This window comes from Pseudomonas baltica (genome assembly GCF_031880315.1).
In the GTDB taxonomy this organism is placed as follows: domain Bacteria; phylum Pseudomonadota; class Gammaproteobacteria; order Pseudomonadales; family Pseudomonadaceae; genus Aquipseudomonas.
This window is the reverse complement of sequence record NZ_CP134771.1, coordinates 4,217,269-4,232,098: the sequence shown is the minus strand read 5'-3', so window position 1 is coordinate 4,232,098 and position 14,830 is coordinate 4,217,269. Positions and strand designations below refer to the sequence as shown.

Sequence of the window (14,830 nt, the reverse complement as noted above, 5' to 3'; positions counted from 1 at the left end):
TTGATAGCCAGTTGCCATAGCACGGCGTCAAAAAAACTCACTAATGGCGTTTCGCCAACAAAGCGCTGGTAAAAAGCGCCCATGTGTTGATATCCCGGCGCAAAACGGTACCTTGGGCAGGCTTGTTTTCCCCGTGTCCGATATTTTTGCCCTGAGTCCGCCTGCCATGTCCACCGCCCACCTCGACGGCATCGACCGTCAACTCATTGCTGCTCTGCAGGTCAATGCCCGGGAAAGCATCGCCGTGCTGGCCCGCAAGCTGGGGATCGCGCGCACCACGGTGACCGCGCGCCTGGCCCGCCTCGAAAGCAGTGGTGCCATTACCGGCTACGGCGTACGCCTGAGCCAACGCTTGGTGGACGGCGGCCTGCAAGCGTATGTGGGGATCACCGTGCAACCGCGCTCCGGCAAGGACGTGGTCAAGCGCCTGACCGCCATGGCCCAGGTGCAGCAACTGTGCACGGTGAGTGGCGAGTTCGACTATGTGGCGTGGCTGCGTAGCGACTCGCCGGAGCAGCTGGATCAACTGCTCGATCAGATCGGCAGCGTCGAAGGCGTGGAGAAGACCACCACCTCGATCATCCTCAGCAGCAAGATCGACCGCGGCACCCCGGTTTAACGGCCATAACGGCCCGCTCCCACAGGGATCAAACGCATCATAGTGACCATATTGGCAACCATAACGACCGCTAAAGCATCAAAAAGACACCACTCTGCCTCTTAATACCGTACCCCACGCTCTCTAGAATGACGGGCTTCTATACTCTCCACCTCCAGCCCTTCCCCGCGAGGCCATCATGCGCACACCGAACCGCCACCCTGCCGACGGCAAGCCGCCCATCACGGTCTACGGTCCGGACTTTCCCTTCGCCTTCGATGACTGGATCGAACACCCGGACGGCCTGGGCGTCCTGCCCACCGAGAGCCATGGCGCCGAGGTGGCGATCGTCGGCGCTGGCATCGCCGGCATGGTGGCGGCCTACGAACTGATGAAGCTGGGCCTCAAGCCCGTCATCTACGAGGCCTCGAAAATGGGCGGGCGCCTGCGCTCCCAGACTTTCGAAGGCACCGACGGCATCATCGCCGAACTGGGCGGCATGCGCTTTCCAGTGTCCTCCACCGCGTTCTATCACTACGTCGACAAACTCGGCCTCGAGACCAAGCCCTTCCCCAACCCGCTGACCGGCGCCTCAGGCAGCACCGTGGTCGACCTCGAAGGCCAGACCTACTACGCCGAAAAACTGGCGGACCTGCCCGCGCTGTTCCAGGAAGTGGCGGACGCCTGGGCCGACGCCCTCGAAGACGGCGCGCGCTTCGGCGATATCCAGCAAGCCATCCGCGACCGCGACGTACCACGCCTCAAGGCCTTGTGGAACACCCTGGTACCGCTGTGGGACGACCGCACCTTCTATGACTTCGTCGCCACCTCCAAGGCCTTCGCCAAGCTGTCGTTCCAGCACCGCGAGATCTTCGGCCAGGTGGGTTTCGGCACCGGCGGCTGGGATTCGGACTTCCCCAACTCGATGCTCGAAATCTTCCGCGTGGTGATGACTAACTGCGATGACCACCAGCATTTGGTGGTCGGTGGCGTTTCCCAGGTGCCCCTGGGCATCTGGCGGCACGTGCCCGAGCGCTGTGTGCACTGGCCTGCGGGCACCAGCCTCAGCGGCCTGCACCGCGGCGCGACCCGCAGCGGCGTGAAGAAGATCGCCCGGGCCAGCGACGGCCGCTTCAGCGTCACCGACAACTGGGGCGACGAGCGCCAGTATGCCGCCGTGCTGGTCACCTGCCAGAGCTGGCTGCTCACCACGCAGATAGATGTCGAAGAGTCGCTGTTCTCGCAAAAGATGTGGATGGCCTTGGACCGCACCCGCTATATGCAGGCGTCGAAGACCTTCGTCATGGTCGATCGGCCGTTCTGGAAGGACAAGGACCCGGAGACCGGCCGCGACCTGATGAGCATGACCCTGACCGACCGCCTGACCCGCGGCACGTATCTGTTCGATAACGGCACGTTCGCCAACGGCGACGACAAGCCGGGGGTGATCTGCCTGTCGTACTCGTGGATGAGCGATGCCCTGAAAATGCTCCCCCACCCGGTGGAGAAGCGCGTCAAGCTCGCCCTCGATGCGCTGAAGAAGATCTACCCAAAGGTCGATATCGCCGGCCACGTGATTGGCGACCCGATCACTATTTCCTGGGAGGCCGACCCGCATTTCCTCGGGGCCTTCAAGGGCGCGCTGCCTGGCCACTACCGCTATAACCAGCGGATGTATGGGCACTTCATGCAGCAGAACATGGCCGATGAACACCGCGGCATCTTCATTGCCGGCGACGACGTGTCCTGGACGCCGGCCTGGGTCGAAGGCGCCGTGCAGACCTCGCTGAACGCGGTCTGGGGCATCATGAAACACTTCGGCGGCCACTCGCTGCCGAGCAACCCCGGCCCTGGGGATGTATTCGACGAGATCGGGCCGATTGCGTTGCCGGATTGATTTGGTGCAAGGCCTGCCGGCCCCTTCGCGAGCAAGCGTTGCTCCCACAGTGCAGTGAACTGTGGGAGCAACGCTTGCTCGCGAAGGGGCCCGAAAGCACACCCAAAATATTCAAGGAAACCCCACCATGCGCCTGGCCCTCTACCAATGCCACCCCCTGCCACTGGATACCGAAGCCAACCTGCAACGCCTCGAACAGCAAGCCAGCGCCTGCGCCGCAGCCGGCGCCAACCTGCTGATCACCCCAGAAATGTTCCTTAGCGGCTACAACATCGGCGCCCAGGCCGTTGCCCGCCTGGCCGAAGCCGCCGACGGCCGCAGCGCCCAGCGCGTCGCCGCCATCGCTCGCCGCCACGGCATTGCCATCCTGTACGGCTACCCCGAGCGCGCCACCGATGGCCAGCTGTTCAACGCCGTGCAGCTCATCGATCGCCATGGCACGCGCCTGGGCAACTACCGCAAGACCCACCTGTTCGGCGAGCTGGACCAGGCCATGTTCAGCCCCGGCGTCGCGCCCAGCGCCCTGCTCACCCTGGACGGCTGGACCATCGGCCTGCTGATCTGCTACGACCTCGAATTCCCAGAAAACACCCGCCAACTGGCACAGGCCGGGGCCGAGCTGATCCTGGTGCCGACCGCCAACATGCTGCCCTACGAGTTCGTCGCGCAAATCACGGTGCGCAGCCGTGCCTTCGAAAATCAGTGCGTCGTGGCGTATGCCAACTACGCTGGCAGCGAGGGCGCCATCCAATACTGTGGGCTGAGCAGTGTCGCGGCCGGGGACGGTAGCGTTCTGGGAGCCGCCGGGACCCAGGAATCAGTGCTGATGGCCGACATAGACCGCCCTGCGTTTGACACTGCCCGGCAGTTCAACCGCTATCTGGATGATTTGCGCCCCGAGACCTACCGCCTACCTGTCAACAAATAGTCAATATTTCGGCACAAAGCATTTCAAAATTCGCCGTCGCCGTTTTTTTGGCGACGGAAAGCGCGTACCAAATCTGCTATGAATCCTCGCCTGTGGCGCGCGAAAATCGCCTAAACCCATTGAATACTGGGGCTTAGGCGTATCTGAAGGCAAAAAGCGATTAAAACGCCACCATTCCCCGCAAAAAACCAGCACAATGCCAGCGTCAAGTTTTAATTATCATATAAATCAGATAGTTACCTAAAATTCGACCCAAAAAATCACTCCGCCTCACTTTTTTTGACGAAAGCGATTGACAGCCCACCCCCGCGAGGACGATATATCTCCCATCCACGGCGACTCCTTGATGAGAGCTGGCGTGGCCGCAGCCGAGGCTTCCGAACCTGGCGCACCGTCAACACCTTATTCGATACCAAAAATTTGTAGCGGACTGCTCGCCCCTTGATTTGATTCCCGGTTATTTCGGGCGTGCGGGAGAGTTTTGTCTGTTATTCAAGTTGCCGTCATTAACGCGCAACTTGGCGGTAGCGTGTTTGTAACAGAAAGTGCAACAAGTGCTACCGGCAACGGTAACTTTCAGAACCCAAGAAAGTTGGGAATGGGCGGTAGCTTTGCCAATTGAAAAGTTGAACTTGGCGTCACGGACTACCTGAGCCACACCTTCAATTAACACCACAGAGTTCACCCTTCATGTCGCACTTGTTGAACATTGACGACGCTACCGCCAAACGCCTGGTCGCCGACATGGATGCCCAAGGCCACGGGATGATCGAAGGCGCCCTGAGCAGCGACGCGCTGGCCGAGTTGCGCGGCTACGTCGACGCCCAGGCGGCCCGTCACAACAACCAGTATTTCGCCTACCACGGCTATCAGGCGCTGGAAGGCAGCGCCCTGGCCGCTCTGGGCAAATCCCCGGACTTCATCGCCAGCCTTGGCCGCCTGCACCAGTTGGCCACCGGCCATGCACCTGCCAGCCGCCAGGTATTCCCGGTGCTGCGCTGCGTACAGGGCGGCTCGGGGCAGAAGGAATCCAACGCCTACCACTACGACGCCACGCTGATCACGATGCTGATCCCGATCTTCACCCCGACCGAAGGCGAACAGCGCGGCGACCTGGTGATGTTCCCCAACCTGCGCCGGGTGCGCGGCAGCGTGCTGTTCAACATCGTCGAAAAGGCGGTGCTGCAGAATAAATTCACCCGCCGCTTGCTGACGTGGGGCATCCGGCACCAGTGGTTCAAGCCCACCACCCTGCGCATCGTACCGGGCAACGTGTACCTGTTCTGGGGTTACCGCTCGCTGCATGCCAACGAGCCGTGCAGCCCGCAATTCTGCCGCGCCACCGCACTCATGCATTACGGCGACCCGCACGCCGGCAGCCTGGCCACCCGCTTGATCCTGAAGTTGAACCAGCACCGGGCGCGCAAGGCAGTGGCCCGAACCAAAACCACTGTGTCCTGACCTGAACGGCCCTGGCCCCCAGTGAAGCTCACCACAGCGCAAGGCTTGCGCGAGGAAGGTTGCATGATCAACGTCACCAAGTCCTACATGGGCAACATCAAGAAATTCAAGGCGTACGTTGACTCGATCTACGCCTCGCGGTGGCTGACCAACCATGGCCCGCTCAGCTGCGAGCTCGAAGAGCGCCTCAAGGATTATCTGGGCGTACGGCACATCATCCTCACCAACAACGGCACCCTCGCGCTGCAGATCGCCTATCGCGCCCTGGGCCTGAGCGGCAGTGCGATCACCACCCCGTTCAGCTTCATCGCCACCAGCAGCACGCTGCAGTGGGAAAAGATCCGCCCGGTGTTCGCCGACATCGATCCGCGCACCTGGAACCTCGACCCCGAGCAGATCAGCCGCAACCTGTGCGCCGACACCAGCGCCATCGTCGCCACCCACGTGTTCGGCAACCCGTGCGCGGTGGAGCGCATCGAACAGGTCGCCCGCGCGCACAACCTCAAGGTGGTGTACGACGGCGCCCATGCATTCGCCGCCCGCCATGCCGGGCAATCAGTGCTCAACTGGGGCGACGCCACTACCCTGAGCTTCCACGCCACCAAGCTGTTCCACACCATCGAAGGCGGCGCCATCGTCACCAATGATGCCGATGTGGCCGAGCGGGCACGGCTGCTGGGCAACTTCGGCATCGCCGACTTCGAGACCATCGAAGGCCTGGGCATCAACGCCAAGCTCAACGAATTCTCGGCAGCCATGGGCCTGTGCATCCTCGATGACATGGACCTCATCCTCGAGCAGCGTGCCGACATTGCCCACCGCTACACCCAGGCGCTGGGCGGCCACATGGACCTGCAGCAAGCCAGCGAGCTCAGCGAGGTCAACCACAGCTACTTCCCTGTAGCGCTGCGCGACAACGCTCACATGCTCAGCGCCCGCGCCGCCTTGCAGGCTCACGACATCAACCCGCGACGCTACTTCTATCCGTCGCTCGACACCGTCGACTACCTGCAACCGCAAGCCCCGCAACCTCATTCACAAAGCCTCAGCCAACGCATCCTGTGTCTGCCGATCTATCCGGGCCTGCCCCGCGAAGTCCAGGACCGGATCGTTGAAACCCTGCTCAGCGAAAGCGAGCCCGCCAGTGCCCACGCCACCCTGGCCAAAGTTGTCTAACGGACGTTCTCAGGTAGTTCCAATGAGCAAAAAGCTTTCAGTCGTCCAGAACACACTGCTCAGCTACGCCGGCCAGGCGTACGCGCTGCTGGTCGGCATTTTGATCATGCCCTTCTACCTCGTTCATCTGGGCGCCGAGGTATACGGCCTGATCGGCTTTTATGCCGTGCTGCAAGCCTGGCTGATGCTCTTGGACGTGGGTCTGTCACCCTCCCTGGTACGACAGATCGCTCACCACCAGAGCCAGGCGCAAGACGGCCGGCGCGACGGCGGCTGGCTGATGCGCTCGTTCGAAGTGATCTTTTTGCCGCTGACCCTGATCACCTGCTTGGCGGTCTGGCTGATCAGCCCGTGGCTGGCCGAGCATTGGCTCAATGCCCAGGCGCTGGACACCGGCACCCTGGTCAAATGCATCACCTTGATGGGCGTAATGGTTGCCTTGCGCCTGTATGCAACGCTCTACAAGAGCGGCCTGCAGGGCCTGGAAATGCACGCCTGGCTCAACGGCGCCAATGTGGTGATCGCCACCCTGCGCTACTTCGGCGGTCTGTTCCTGGTGGCCGAAGTCTCGCAGAGCGCACTGGTGTTCTTCGAATTCCAGCTGATGGTGGCGGTGATCGAAACCCTGATCTTCGCCTTCAAGGCCTACGAGCGCTTGCCAACGCCGCAGTGGTCGAGCGGTTTCAACTGGGCGCTGGTCAAGCCGATCGTGCCGTTCGCGTTGAGCATCAGCGGCACCTCGATCCTGTGGATCATCCTCACCCAGCTCGACAAGATGCTGCTGTCCGAGCAACTGCTGCTCACCGAGTACGGCTACTTCTCGCTGGTGGCGCTGATGACCACCGGCATCCTGATGCTGATCAACCCGATGGTGCAGACCCTGCTGCCGCGCATGACCGTGCTGATGGCCGAAGGTCGCGAGCACGACATGCAGCTGCTGTATCTGGGCGCGAGCCGCCTGGCCTGCACCTTTCTGTTCCCGCTGGCAGCGATCATCGCCATGCATTCCGGCGAACTCATCTACGCCTGGAGCGGTGACCGCGCGGCGGCCGCCTGGTGCCAGCCGATCCTGCTCTGGTACGCACTGGGCACGGCGATCATGTCGGTCAGCGCCTTCCAGTACCACCTGCAGTACGCCCACGGCCAGTTCCGCCTGCATGTCTGGTACTCGCTGGCGTCCGCGGTGATCACCGTGCCGGTGATGTTCTTCGCGGTGCAGTACAAAGGCGCACTGGGCGCTGCCGTCGCCTGGTTCGTGCTGCGCCTGGTGTCGTTCGCCATCTGGCCGCAGATCGTTCACCACAACCTGGCTCGCGACATTCACGGCACCTGGCTGCACGACATCCTGCGCATCAGCCTGATGACTGCCATCGGCGTGCTGGTCACCCAACCCCTGTTCAACGCCATCGCCGGCGAAGACCGCATCAGCATTCTCGTGGGCCTGGCCGTCAGCGGCCTGCTGACTCTGGTGCTGGTGGCCGGCAGCCACAAGCCGCTGGCCACCAAGATCCTTCTTATGTTGAGCAAACCGAGCACCGGACAATGAGCAACAGAACCGAACAGCAAATACGTCAGCACTGGACACCGGCCCACGCGCCGCTGTTGAGCATCCTGTGCCCGGCGTACAACCAGAAAGCCTACATCGCCCAGACGCTGGACAGCTTCCTGGCCCAGCAGACGAGCTTCGCGTTCGAAATCCTGGTCAACGACGACGCCTCCACGGACGGCACTGCGGCCATCATCGCCGACTACGCGCAGCGCTACCCGAACATCATCCGGCCGATCCTGCACGCCGAGAACCAATACCAGCAAGGCAAGCTGTTCTTCCCCGACCTGTTCAACCGGGCGCAGGGCAAGTACCTGGCCTACTGCGACGGCGACGACTACTGGACCGACCCGCTCAAGCTGCAAAAGCAGGTGGACTTCCTCGAAGCCAACCCGGACTACGTGATCACCTACCACGACGCGCTGATCACCGATGAAAAAGGCTCCCACGGCGTGCAACTGACCGGTGAATGGCAGCGCGACGCCAACCGCATGGAGCTGCTGCGCGGCCGGCGCATCTCGACCCTGACCACCTGCTTTCGCAACGTGTTGCACGAACTCCCCCGTGAGCTCGAACAAGCACCACTGCTGGACGTGTGCTGGTGGTCGATGCTCGGCGCTCACGGCAAGGGCAAGTACATGCCCGAGATCGCCCCCGGCGCCTACCGCGTGCACAACGGCGGACTGTTCTCGATGCGCGCTGGCAAGCAGAAGTTGCACATGTCGCTGCAGACCTACGCGTGCCTGGCCAACTACTACCAGCGCCAAGGCGATCAGCCGCTGTACGAGTACTACCTGGTGCAGGTCTTCGGCCTGTCGTTGTCGGCGATCTCGCCGCTGCAAAAGCTCAACGCGCTGCTGCTGGTGGCCCGCAATGTCAGCGCCAATCTGTTCAAGCGCCTGACCCTGTCGGCCTCGAGGGGTTAAGCGCCATGTTCAGCAAGGTTTTGGTCCTGTGCATCGGCAACATCTGCCGCAGCCCCATGGCCGCAGAGCTGTTGCGCCAGCGCTCGAACGTGCAGGTGACGTCGGCCGGACTGCGCGCCTGCGTCGGTCAGGACATGGATCCCCTCGCGCAGGCGGTGCTGCACGACGCCAAGCTCGAGGTTCGCAAGCACCACGCCCGCCAGGTCGACACCGACATGCTGCATTGGGCCGAGCTGATCCTGCTGATGGATGAGCGCCAGATGCAAAAGGTCGTCGAGATCGCTCCTGAAGTGCGCGGCAAGAGTTTTCTGATTGGCAAATGGCAAGGCCTGGAAATCGCCGATCCGTATCGGCGGCCCAAAAAGGCCTTTCAACAAACCTACGATCATCTCTCGCGCTGCGTCGATGACTGGTTGCCGCATCTAAGTCACGAGGAAGATAAAAAATGACAGCAATGAGCCGCTCCAACGTCGACTACTACCAGGATACCCAGGTCGACATGGCGACCCTCCTGCGCACGCTGTTTGACCACAAAGGCATGATCGCCTCGATCGTCGGCGTATTCACCGTGCTCGGGCTGGTGTATGCCGTGCTCGCGCAGCCGATCTACCAGGCCAACGCGATGATCCAGATCGAACCGAAAAAGGTCGGCCTGGACGCTACCCCGCAGGTCAGCAGCAAGCCGACATCGGTCTCCGAAGCGGTCACCGAGATCGAGCTGATCAAGTCGCGCACCGTGCTTGGCAAAGTGGTCTCCGACCTCAAGCTCGACGTGGTCGCACGCCCGCGGTACTTCCCGGTGTTCGGCCAGTGGCTGGCGCGCCAGTTCAAGCCTACCAACGACAAGCCGTTGGCGGCGCCGCTGTTCGGCATGGGCGCTTTCGCCTGGGGCGGCGAAAAACTCGACGTCTACTCGCTGGACGTACCCGACGCCCTGCTGGGCAAACGCCTGGTACTGACCGCCGGCACCGACGGCACCTACACCCTGGTCGACAGCACCGGTGCCCAACTGCTGCAAGGCAAGGTCGGTGAAGTCAGCACCGGCAACGGCGTGTCCATTCAGGTCGAAGCGCTGCAAGCCCGCCCCGGCACCGAGTTTCGCCTGGCGCGCAATCGCGAGCTGAGCACCGCGCTGGAATATCAGGATCGCCTCAAGGTGTCCGAAGCCGGCAAGGACTCGGGCATCATCTACCTGGCCATCCAGGACGCCGACCCCGATCAGGCCAAACGCGTACTCAACGAAGTCAGCCGCCGCTACGTGCGCCAGAACGTCGAGCGCAGTTCCGCCGAAGCGGCCCAGCGCCTGGAGTTCCTGCGCTCGCAACTGCCGCTGGTGCGCAAGGAGCTGGAAAAAGCCGAAGACGCCCTGCACACCTTCCAGATGCGCACCAAGTCGGTGGACGTGAGCCTCGAAACCAAAGCCGTGCTCGACCAGTCCGTGGCCTACGACACGCAACTGTCGGAGCTGCGTCTCAAGCGTACCGACCTCGACCGTCTTTACACCCGTCAACACCCGGCGTCCATCGCGCTGTCCAACCAGATCAGCCAGGTCGAAGGTCTCAAGGCCGCGCTGCAGAACAAGATCAAGGCCCTGCCCGAAACCCAGCAAGAACTGCTGCGCCTGACCCGCGACATGCAGGTCAGCAGCCAGACCTACACCCTGGTGCTGAACAAAAGCCAGGAGCAGGACATCATCCGCGCCGGCAACATCGGCAACGTGCGCATCATCGACAACGCCGACGTCAACGTCGAAGAGCCGGTCAAGCCAATGCGCGCGCTGATCGTCGCCATCGCCATGCTGCTCGGTGCTCTGCTCGCCATTGCGATCATCTTTTTGCGCCAGGCGTTCTACCGCGGTGTCGAGAACCCGGACGTGATCGAAAACCTGGGCATGCCGGTGTATGCCTCGCTGCCGATGTCGCGCTTGCAGGAACGGCTGAAAAAGGGCCGCAAGAGCGCCCCCGGCGAATCGAAGCTGCTCAGCGTCGCCGCGCCTACCGAGCTTGCCATCGAAGCGCTGCGCAGCCTGCGCACCAGCCTGCACTTCGCCATGCTCGAGTCGCGCAACAACATCCTGATGATCACCAGCCCGACGCCGGGCGTGGGCAAGTCCTTCGTCTGCGGCAACCTGGCGGTGATCATCGCCCAGACCGGCAAGAAGGTTCTGCTGATCGACGCCGACATGCGCAAGGGCTACCTGCACAAGTCGTTCGGCCTGTCGCCGGCGCCAGCGCATGGTCTGTCCGATGCCCTGGCCAACCGGGTGAGCACCCAGGAAGTGATCAACGCTACCCCCGTCGACAACCTCGACCTGATCGCCTGCGGCTTCGCGGCGCCGAACCCGTCGGAGCTGTTGATGCACGACAATTTCAACAAGCTGCTGCGCGAACTTGCGCCCAACTACGACCTGGTGATCATCGACACCCCGCCGATCATGGCCGTGACCGATGCCTCGCTGGTCGGTCGCCAGGCGGGCACCACCCTGCTGGTGGCGCGCTTCGGCCAGAGCTCGGTCAAGGAAATCGAAACCTCCAAGCGGCGGCTCGCGCAGAACGGCGTGCTGATCAAGGGCGCGATCTTCAACGCCACGATCCGCAAGGCCTCCACCGCCGACTACGACTGCGCGGCCTACGGCTACGACTACAGCCCCGCCAAGAAGTGACTCGACTGACCGGCGCAGGCCAAGGATGCAACCGATGACCAAGACCATTGCCATGATGCAGCCGTACTGGTTCCCCTACCTGGGGTACTTCCAGCTGATCGCCGCCGCAGATGTGTTCGTGCTCGGTGACGACCTGCAGTACATCAAGGATGGCTGGATCAATCGCAACCGGATCCTGGTCGCCTCTGAGGCCCGGATGGTCAGCCTTCCGCTGAAAAAGGCGGCACATGGCCTGCATATCGATCAGCGGCGGATCGCCGACGAATTTGCCCAGACGAACGGCAAATTATTAAAGACCCTGGCCTTGAACTACTCGAGGGCGCCGCACTCCGATGTCATCTTGCCACTATTGGAAAGGATTATGCGGTATCCTGAACGGAACCTGGCCCGAGCCCTTGAGTATTCGATCCGCGAACTGTGCGCTTATCTGCGCATAGACACGCCGATCCTGCGCGCCTCGGAACTGGCCATCGGCGCTGTCGAGGACAAGCAAGACCGTGTCATCAAGACCATGAAAAAGCTGGGTGGGGAGCGCTTCCTCAACCCGATTGGCGGGCTCGATCTGTACGAGGACGAGCGATTCAAGCGCAACGGTATCGAACTGCGGTTCCACCGCATGTCGGCACTGAGCTATCCGCAATTCAAGGGCCCGTTCGTGGCCAACCTGTCGATTATCGACGTGTTGATGTTCAACCCGGTGGATCAGGTACGCCAATGGCTGCCCCTGTTCACCTGCGAACTGCCACACGCCGCCACTGTTCCCGCTGTCAGCACGCCCAACGCCGCCCAGCCTACGTTTATGGAGATGTACTCATGACTGATTTCGCCGACAACGCCACCTGGTATCTGATTCAGACCAAACCGCGGCAAGAGGCCCGTGCCGAAGAGCACCTGCTACGCCAGCAGTTCGAATGCTACCGCCCCGTGCAACCACAAGCGGTGGCCAGCAAGACCCGGCGTATCGTCGACGAAGCGCTGTTCCCAGGCTACCTGTTCATCCGCATGGACCTGAGCCACAGCTGGTATCCGATTCGCTCGACCCGCGGCGTGTCGCGCATCGTCTCGTTCGGCAACACCCCGTGCCCGGTGCCCGACGCCCTGATCGAACAGATCCAGCAGCGCGTGCGCGTGCCGGTGGCCGCCGCCATGACCCCTTTCGTGCAAGGCGAACGCGTGCTGGTGAAGACCGGCAACAGCGACTTGCAAGCGATTTTCCTCAGCAATGACGGCGAAGAGCGTGCCGTGATCCTGCTGAACCTGATGCAACGCGAACAACGCGTCACATTGCCCCGCAGCAGCCTGATGCGCGAGGTCGCACACGCCTGCTGACAGCAACGGGCAGGCTTCAAGGATGACAGGAGGGAGTCCGATGAGCACAAGAACGACACTGGTTACGTTGACCTACGGCAATCGCCTTTGCTACCTCAAGGCACTGGTCAACCGTTCACTGGCAAGCGAGCTGATCGAACGGGTAATCATCGTCAACAATGCCTCGATGGCCGATCTGGCCTCACTGCGCGCCGCCTGGCCGCAACAGATCGAGCTGATCGACCTGCCCAGCAACACCGGGTCAGCCAACGGTTACAAGGTCGGCATCGAAGCCGCCTTGAACTGCGGCGCCGAATACATCTGGCTCATGGACGACGACAACGCCCCGACGCTGGGAGCCATCGATACCTTGCATCAGCGCCTGGCCGAATGCGAGCAGCAGATGGGCCGCGGCAAGGCGGCGGTGATGGGCTTCAGGCCCGGCCATCAGGCCGACCTGGCCGCCGGTGTACCAGAACGCTTCGCCGTGCAATGGCGCTCCAGCTGTTTTGGTTTTCATGTCGCGCAACTGCCCTACAAACTCTGGCGGCGCCTGCCTTGGGGCAAGCCGCGGCCGCGCCCGAACAACAAGCAACCGCTGGTCAAACTGCCCTTCACCACCTATGGCGGCCTGCTCGCCCATCGCAGCCTGTACGAACGTATCGGGCTGCCGCTGGGGGAGTTGTTGCTGTATGCCGACGACACCGAATACACCTGGCGGATCACGGCCACGGGCGGGCAGATTTTCCTGGTCACCGAAGCCCTGCTCGATGATCTCGAAGACTCCTGGAACATCAAGTCACGCACCAACAACATCTACGAGAGTTTCTTGCTCGGCAATTCCGATCTGCGCGCGTATTACACGGCGCGCAACCAGGCCTGGTTCGACAAGTTCGTCTGGGCGAAGTCGGCCTGGCAGTACCACTTGAATCGCTCGGTGTTCTTGCTGCTGTTGCGCTACGTCGCTCGACGAAGTGGCTCCAGCCAGCGCCTGAGCCTGATCGAACAGGCCATTCGCGACGGTGAATCCGGGCGCTTGGGCATCCACGAGTCGTACCCCCTATGAAATTACTGTTCCTCAATAGTCTGTACTCGCCACATATCGGTGGCGGTGCCGAGATCGTCTTGCAGCGCACGGTCGAAGGCCTGCATCAGCGCGGTGAAGACGTCACCGTGCTGACCACCGGGCCTCAGCCTGGGCTGAATTTCAGCCTGGTGCGCGGCATCAAGGTGTACCGCGCAGGACTGCTCAACACCTACTGGCACTTCAGCGAACAACGCCCCGGCGCCCTCGCGCGACTAGGCTGGCACCTGCGCGACCGCTATAACTCGGGCATGCGCCAGTACATCCGCGAAGTGATCGAGCAGCAGAAGATCGATCTGGTGGTGTGCCACAACCTCAGCGGTTGGTCGGCGGCCGTGTGGGACGAGATTGCCCAGGCCGGGATTCCGATCGTGCAGGTGCTGCACGACATGTACCTGCTGTGCCCCGGCAGCAACATGTTCAAGAAAGGCGCGGCCTGCAAGACGCCCTGCACCCTGTGCAAGCATTTTCGCCAGGGCCACGCCGAGCGCTCGGCCAAGGTCGACGCGGTGGTGGGCGTGAGCCGCTTCCTGTTGGACAAGCTGACCTCGGCCAAATACTTTCGCAACGCCAGCAGCCATGTCATCTACAACAGCAGCCCGGATATCGAAGAAAACAACGAGCGCTATTTCAAGGCCGCCTGGGCACGCCCCGAGCCGCTGCGCTTCGGCTATATCGGTACGCTGTCGGATCAAAAAGGCCTGCGCTGGCTGATCGAGCAGTTCAAGGCGCTGCCGTTCGACGCCACGCTGCAGATCGCCGGGCGCGGGCAGACCGACTACGAGGCTGAGCTCAAGCAGTTCGCCAACTCGCCGCGCATCGAGTTCGTCGGCTATCAGTCGCCCGAAAGCTTCTACCAGCAGATCGATGTCTCGGTGGTGCCGTCGATCTGGAACGAGCCCTTCGGCATGGTGGCCGTCGAAGCCTGTGCACACTCGGTGCCGGTGATCGCCAGCAACCGTGGCGGCCTGCCGGAAATCATCGAAGACGGGGTCAACGGCCTGCTGTGCGATCCGGCCGACCCCGACTCACTGGGCCGCGCCATGCAGCGCATGCATGTCGAAGTCGGGCTGCGTGAACGGCTGGCCGCGCAAACCCGGGTCAGCGTCGAACACCTGCTGGACCAGGAGCGCATGCTTGACAGCTACCAGCAACTGTTCCACCAGGTGCTTACCCAAAAGACCACCCAGCGTGGCAACGATTACGTTCTGCAACATCCGTAAAGCCCTCACATTCCTGTGAGA

The 14,830-nt window shown here is 62.2% G+C and carries 13 protein-coding genes; all 13 read left to right on the top strand.

Going from position 1 to position 14,830, the window contains the following annotated elements:
* The first annotated feature begins 166 nt into the window (after positions 1–166).
* A complete protein-coding gene (locus REH34_RS18890; RefSeq protein ID WP_311968778.1) occupies positions 167–619 on the top strand; it encodes an Lrp/AsnC family transcriptional regulator in 453 nt (150 codons plus the stop codon).
* A gap of 178 nt (positions 620–797) precedes the next feature.
* Complete coding sequence (locus tag REH34_RS18885) at positions 798–2,495, top strand: NAD(P)/FAD-dependent oxidoreductase (protein ID WP_226504386.1); 1,698 nt, start codon at positions 798–800, stop codon at positions 2,493–2,495.
* 127 nt (positions 2,496–2,622) lie between these two features.
* Complete coding sequence (locus tag REH34_RS18880) at positions 2,623–3,423, top strand: carbon-nitrogen hydrolase family protein (RefSeq protein ID WP_311968777.1); 801 nt, start codon at positions 2,623–2,625, stop codon at positions 3,421–3,423.
* Positions 3,424–4,113: 690 nt separating this feature from the next.
* Positions 4,114–4,884 (top strand): hypothetical protein, encoded by a 771-nt coding sequence (locus REH34_RS18875; RefSeq protein ID WP_311968776.1) that lies wholly within the window; start codon positions 4,114–4,116, stop codon positions 4,882–4,884.
* Between the two features lie 63 nt (positions 4,885–4,947).
* Positions 4,948–6,060 (top strand): DegT/DnrJ/EryC1/StrS family aminotransferase, encoded by a 1,113-nt coding sequence (locus REH34_RS18870; protein ID WP_311968775.1) that lies wholly within the window; start codon positions 4,948–4,950, stop codon positions 6,058–6,060.
* A gap of 22 nt (positions 6,061–6,082) precedes the next feature.
* A complete protein-coding gene (locus REH34_RS18865; protein WP_311968774.1) occupies positions 6,083–7,606 on the top strand; it encodes an oligosaccharide flippase family protein in 1,524 nt (507 codons plus the stop codon).
* On the top strand, positions 7,603–8,532 hold the full coding sequence (locus REH34_RS18860; RefSeq protein ID WP_311968773.1) for a glycosyltransferase family A protein: 930 nt from the start codon (positions 7,603–7,605) through the stop codon (positions 8,530–8,532). The genes REH34_RS18865 and REH34_RS18860 overlap by 4 nt, the downstream gene beginning before the upstream one ends.
* A 5-nt stretch (positions 8,533–8,537) precedes the next feature.
* Positions 8,538–8,981, top strand: coding sequence for a low molecular weight protein-tyrosine-phosphatase (locus tag REH34_RS18855; RefSeq protein WP_226504380.1), 444 nt, complete (start codon positions 8,538–8,540; stop codon positions 8,979–8,981).
* A complete protein-coding gene (locus REH34_RS18850; RefSeq protein ID WP_311968771.1) occupies positions 8,978–11,194 on the top strand; it encodes a polysaccharide biosynthesis tyrosine autokinase in 2,217 nt (738 codons plus the stop codon). The genes REH34_RS18855 and REH34_RS18850 overlap by 4 nt, the downstream gene beginning before the upstream one ends.
* A gap of 34 nt (positions 11,195–11,228) precedes the next feature.
* Entirely contained in the window at positions 11,229–12,011 is a 783-nt protein-coding gene (locus REH34_RS18845) for a WbqC family protein (protein WP_311968770.1), read from the top strand.
* Complete coding sequence (rfaH, locus tag REH34_RS18840) at positions 12,008–12,523, top strand: transcription/translation regulatory transformer protein RfaH (protein WP_311968769.1); 516 nt, start codon at positions 12,008–12,010, stop codon at positions 12,521–12,523. The genes REH34_RS18845 and rfaH overlap by 4 nt, the downstream gene beginning before the upstream one ends.
* A gap of 40 nt (positions 12,524–12,563) precedes the next feature.
* Positions 12,564–13,568, top strand: coding sequence for a glycosyltransferase (locus REH34_RS18835; RefSeq protein ID WP_226504376.1), 1,005 nt, complete (start codon positions 12,564–12,566; stop codon positions 13,566–13,568).
* Positions 13,565–14,809 carry a glycosyltransferase family 4 protein gene (locus REH34_RS18830; protein ID WP_311968768.1) on the top strand — a complete coding sequence of 415 codons (1,245 nt, stop codon included), beginning with the start codon at positions 13,565–13,567 and terminating at the stop codon, positions 14,807–14,809. The genes REH34_RS18835 and REH34_RS18830 overlap by 4 nt, the downstream gene beginning before the upstream one ends.
* Positions 14,810–14,830 lie beyond the last annotated feature (21 nt).

Bases quoted from the DNA above. Each gene is read 5' to 3' on its own strand.
- REH34_RS18865 (WP_311968774.1), top strand. From the start codon at position 6,083: ATGAGCAAAAAGCTTTCAGTCGTCCAGAACACACTGCTCAGCTACGCC.
- REH34_RS18855 (WP_226504380.1), top strand. From the start codon at position 8,538: ATGTTCAGCAAGGTTTTGGTCCTGTGCATCGGCAACATCTGCCGCAGC.
- REH34_RS18880 (WP_311968777.1), top strand. From the start codon at position 2,623: ATGCGCCTGGCCCTCTACCAATGCCACCCCCTGCCACTGGATACCGAA.
- REH34_RS18885 (WP_226504386.1), top strand. From the start codon at position 798: ATGCGCACACCGAACCGCCACCCTGCCGACGGCAAGCCGCCCATCACG.
- REH34_RS18860 (WP_311968773.1), top strand. From the start codon at position 7,603: ATGAGCAACAGAACCGAACAGCAAATACGTCAGCACTGGACACCGGCC.
- rfaH (WP_311968769.1), top strand. From the start codon at position 12,008: ATGACTGATTTCGCCGACAACGCCACCTGGTATCTGATTCAGACCAAA.
- REH34_RS18835 (WP_226504376.1), top strand. From the start codon at position 12,564: ATGAGCACAAGAACGACACTGGTTACGTTGACCTACGGCAATCGCCTT.
- REH34_RS18890 (WP_311968778.1), top strand. From the start codon at position 167: ATGTCCACCGCCCACCTCGACGGCATCGACCGTCAACTCATTGCTGCT.
- REH34_RS18875 (WP_311968776.1), top strand. From the start codon at position 4,114: ATGTCGCACTTGTTGAACATTGACGACGCTACCGCCAAACGCCTGGTC.
- REH34_RS18830 (WP_311968768.1), top strand. From the start codon at position 13,565: ATGAAATTACTGTTCCTCAATAGTCTGTACTCGCCACATATCGGTGGC.
- REH34_RS18850 (WP_311968771.1), top strand. From the start codon at position 8,978: ATGACAGCAATGAGCCGCTCCAACGTCGACTACTACCAGGATACCCAG.
- REH34_RS18845 (WP_311968770.1), top strand. From the start codon at position 11,229: ATGACCAAGACCATTGCCATGATGCAGCCGTACTGGTTCCCCTACCTG.
- REH34_RS18870 (WP_311968775.1), top strand. From the start codon at position 4,948: ATGATCAACGTCACCAAGTCCTACATGGGCAACATCAAGAAATTCAAG.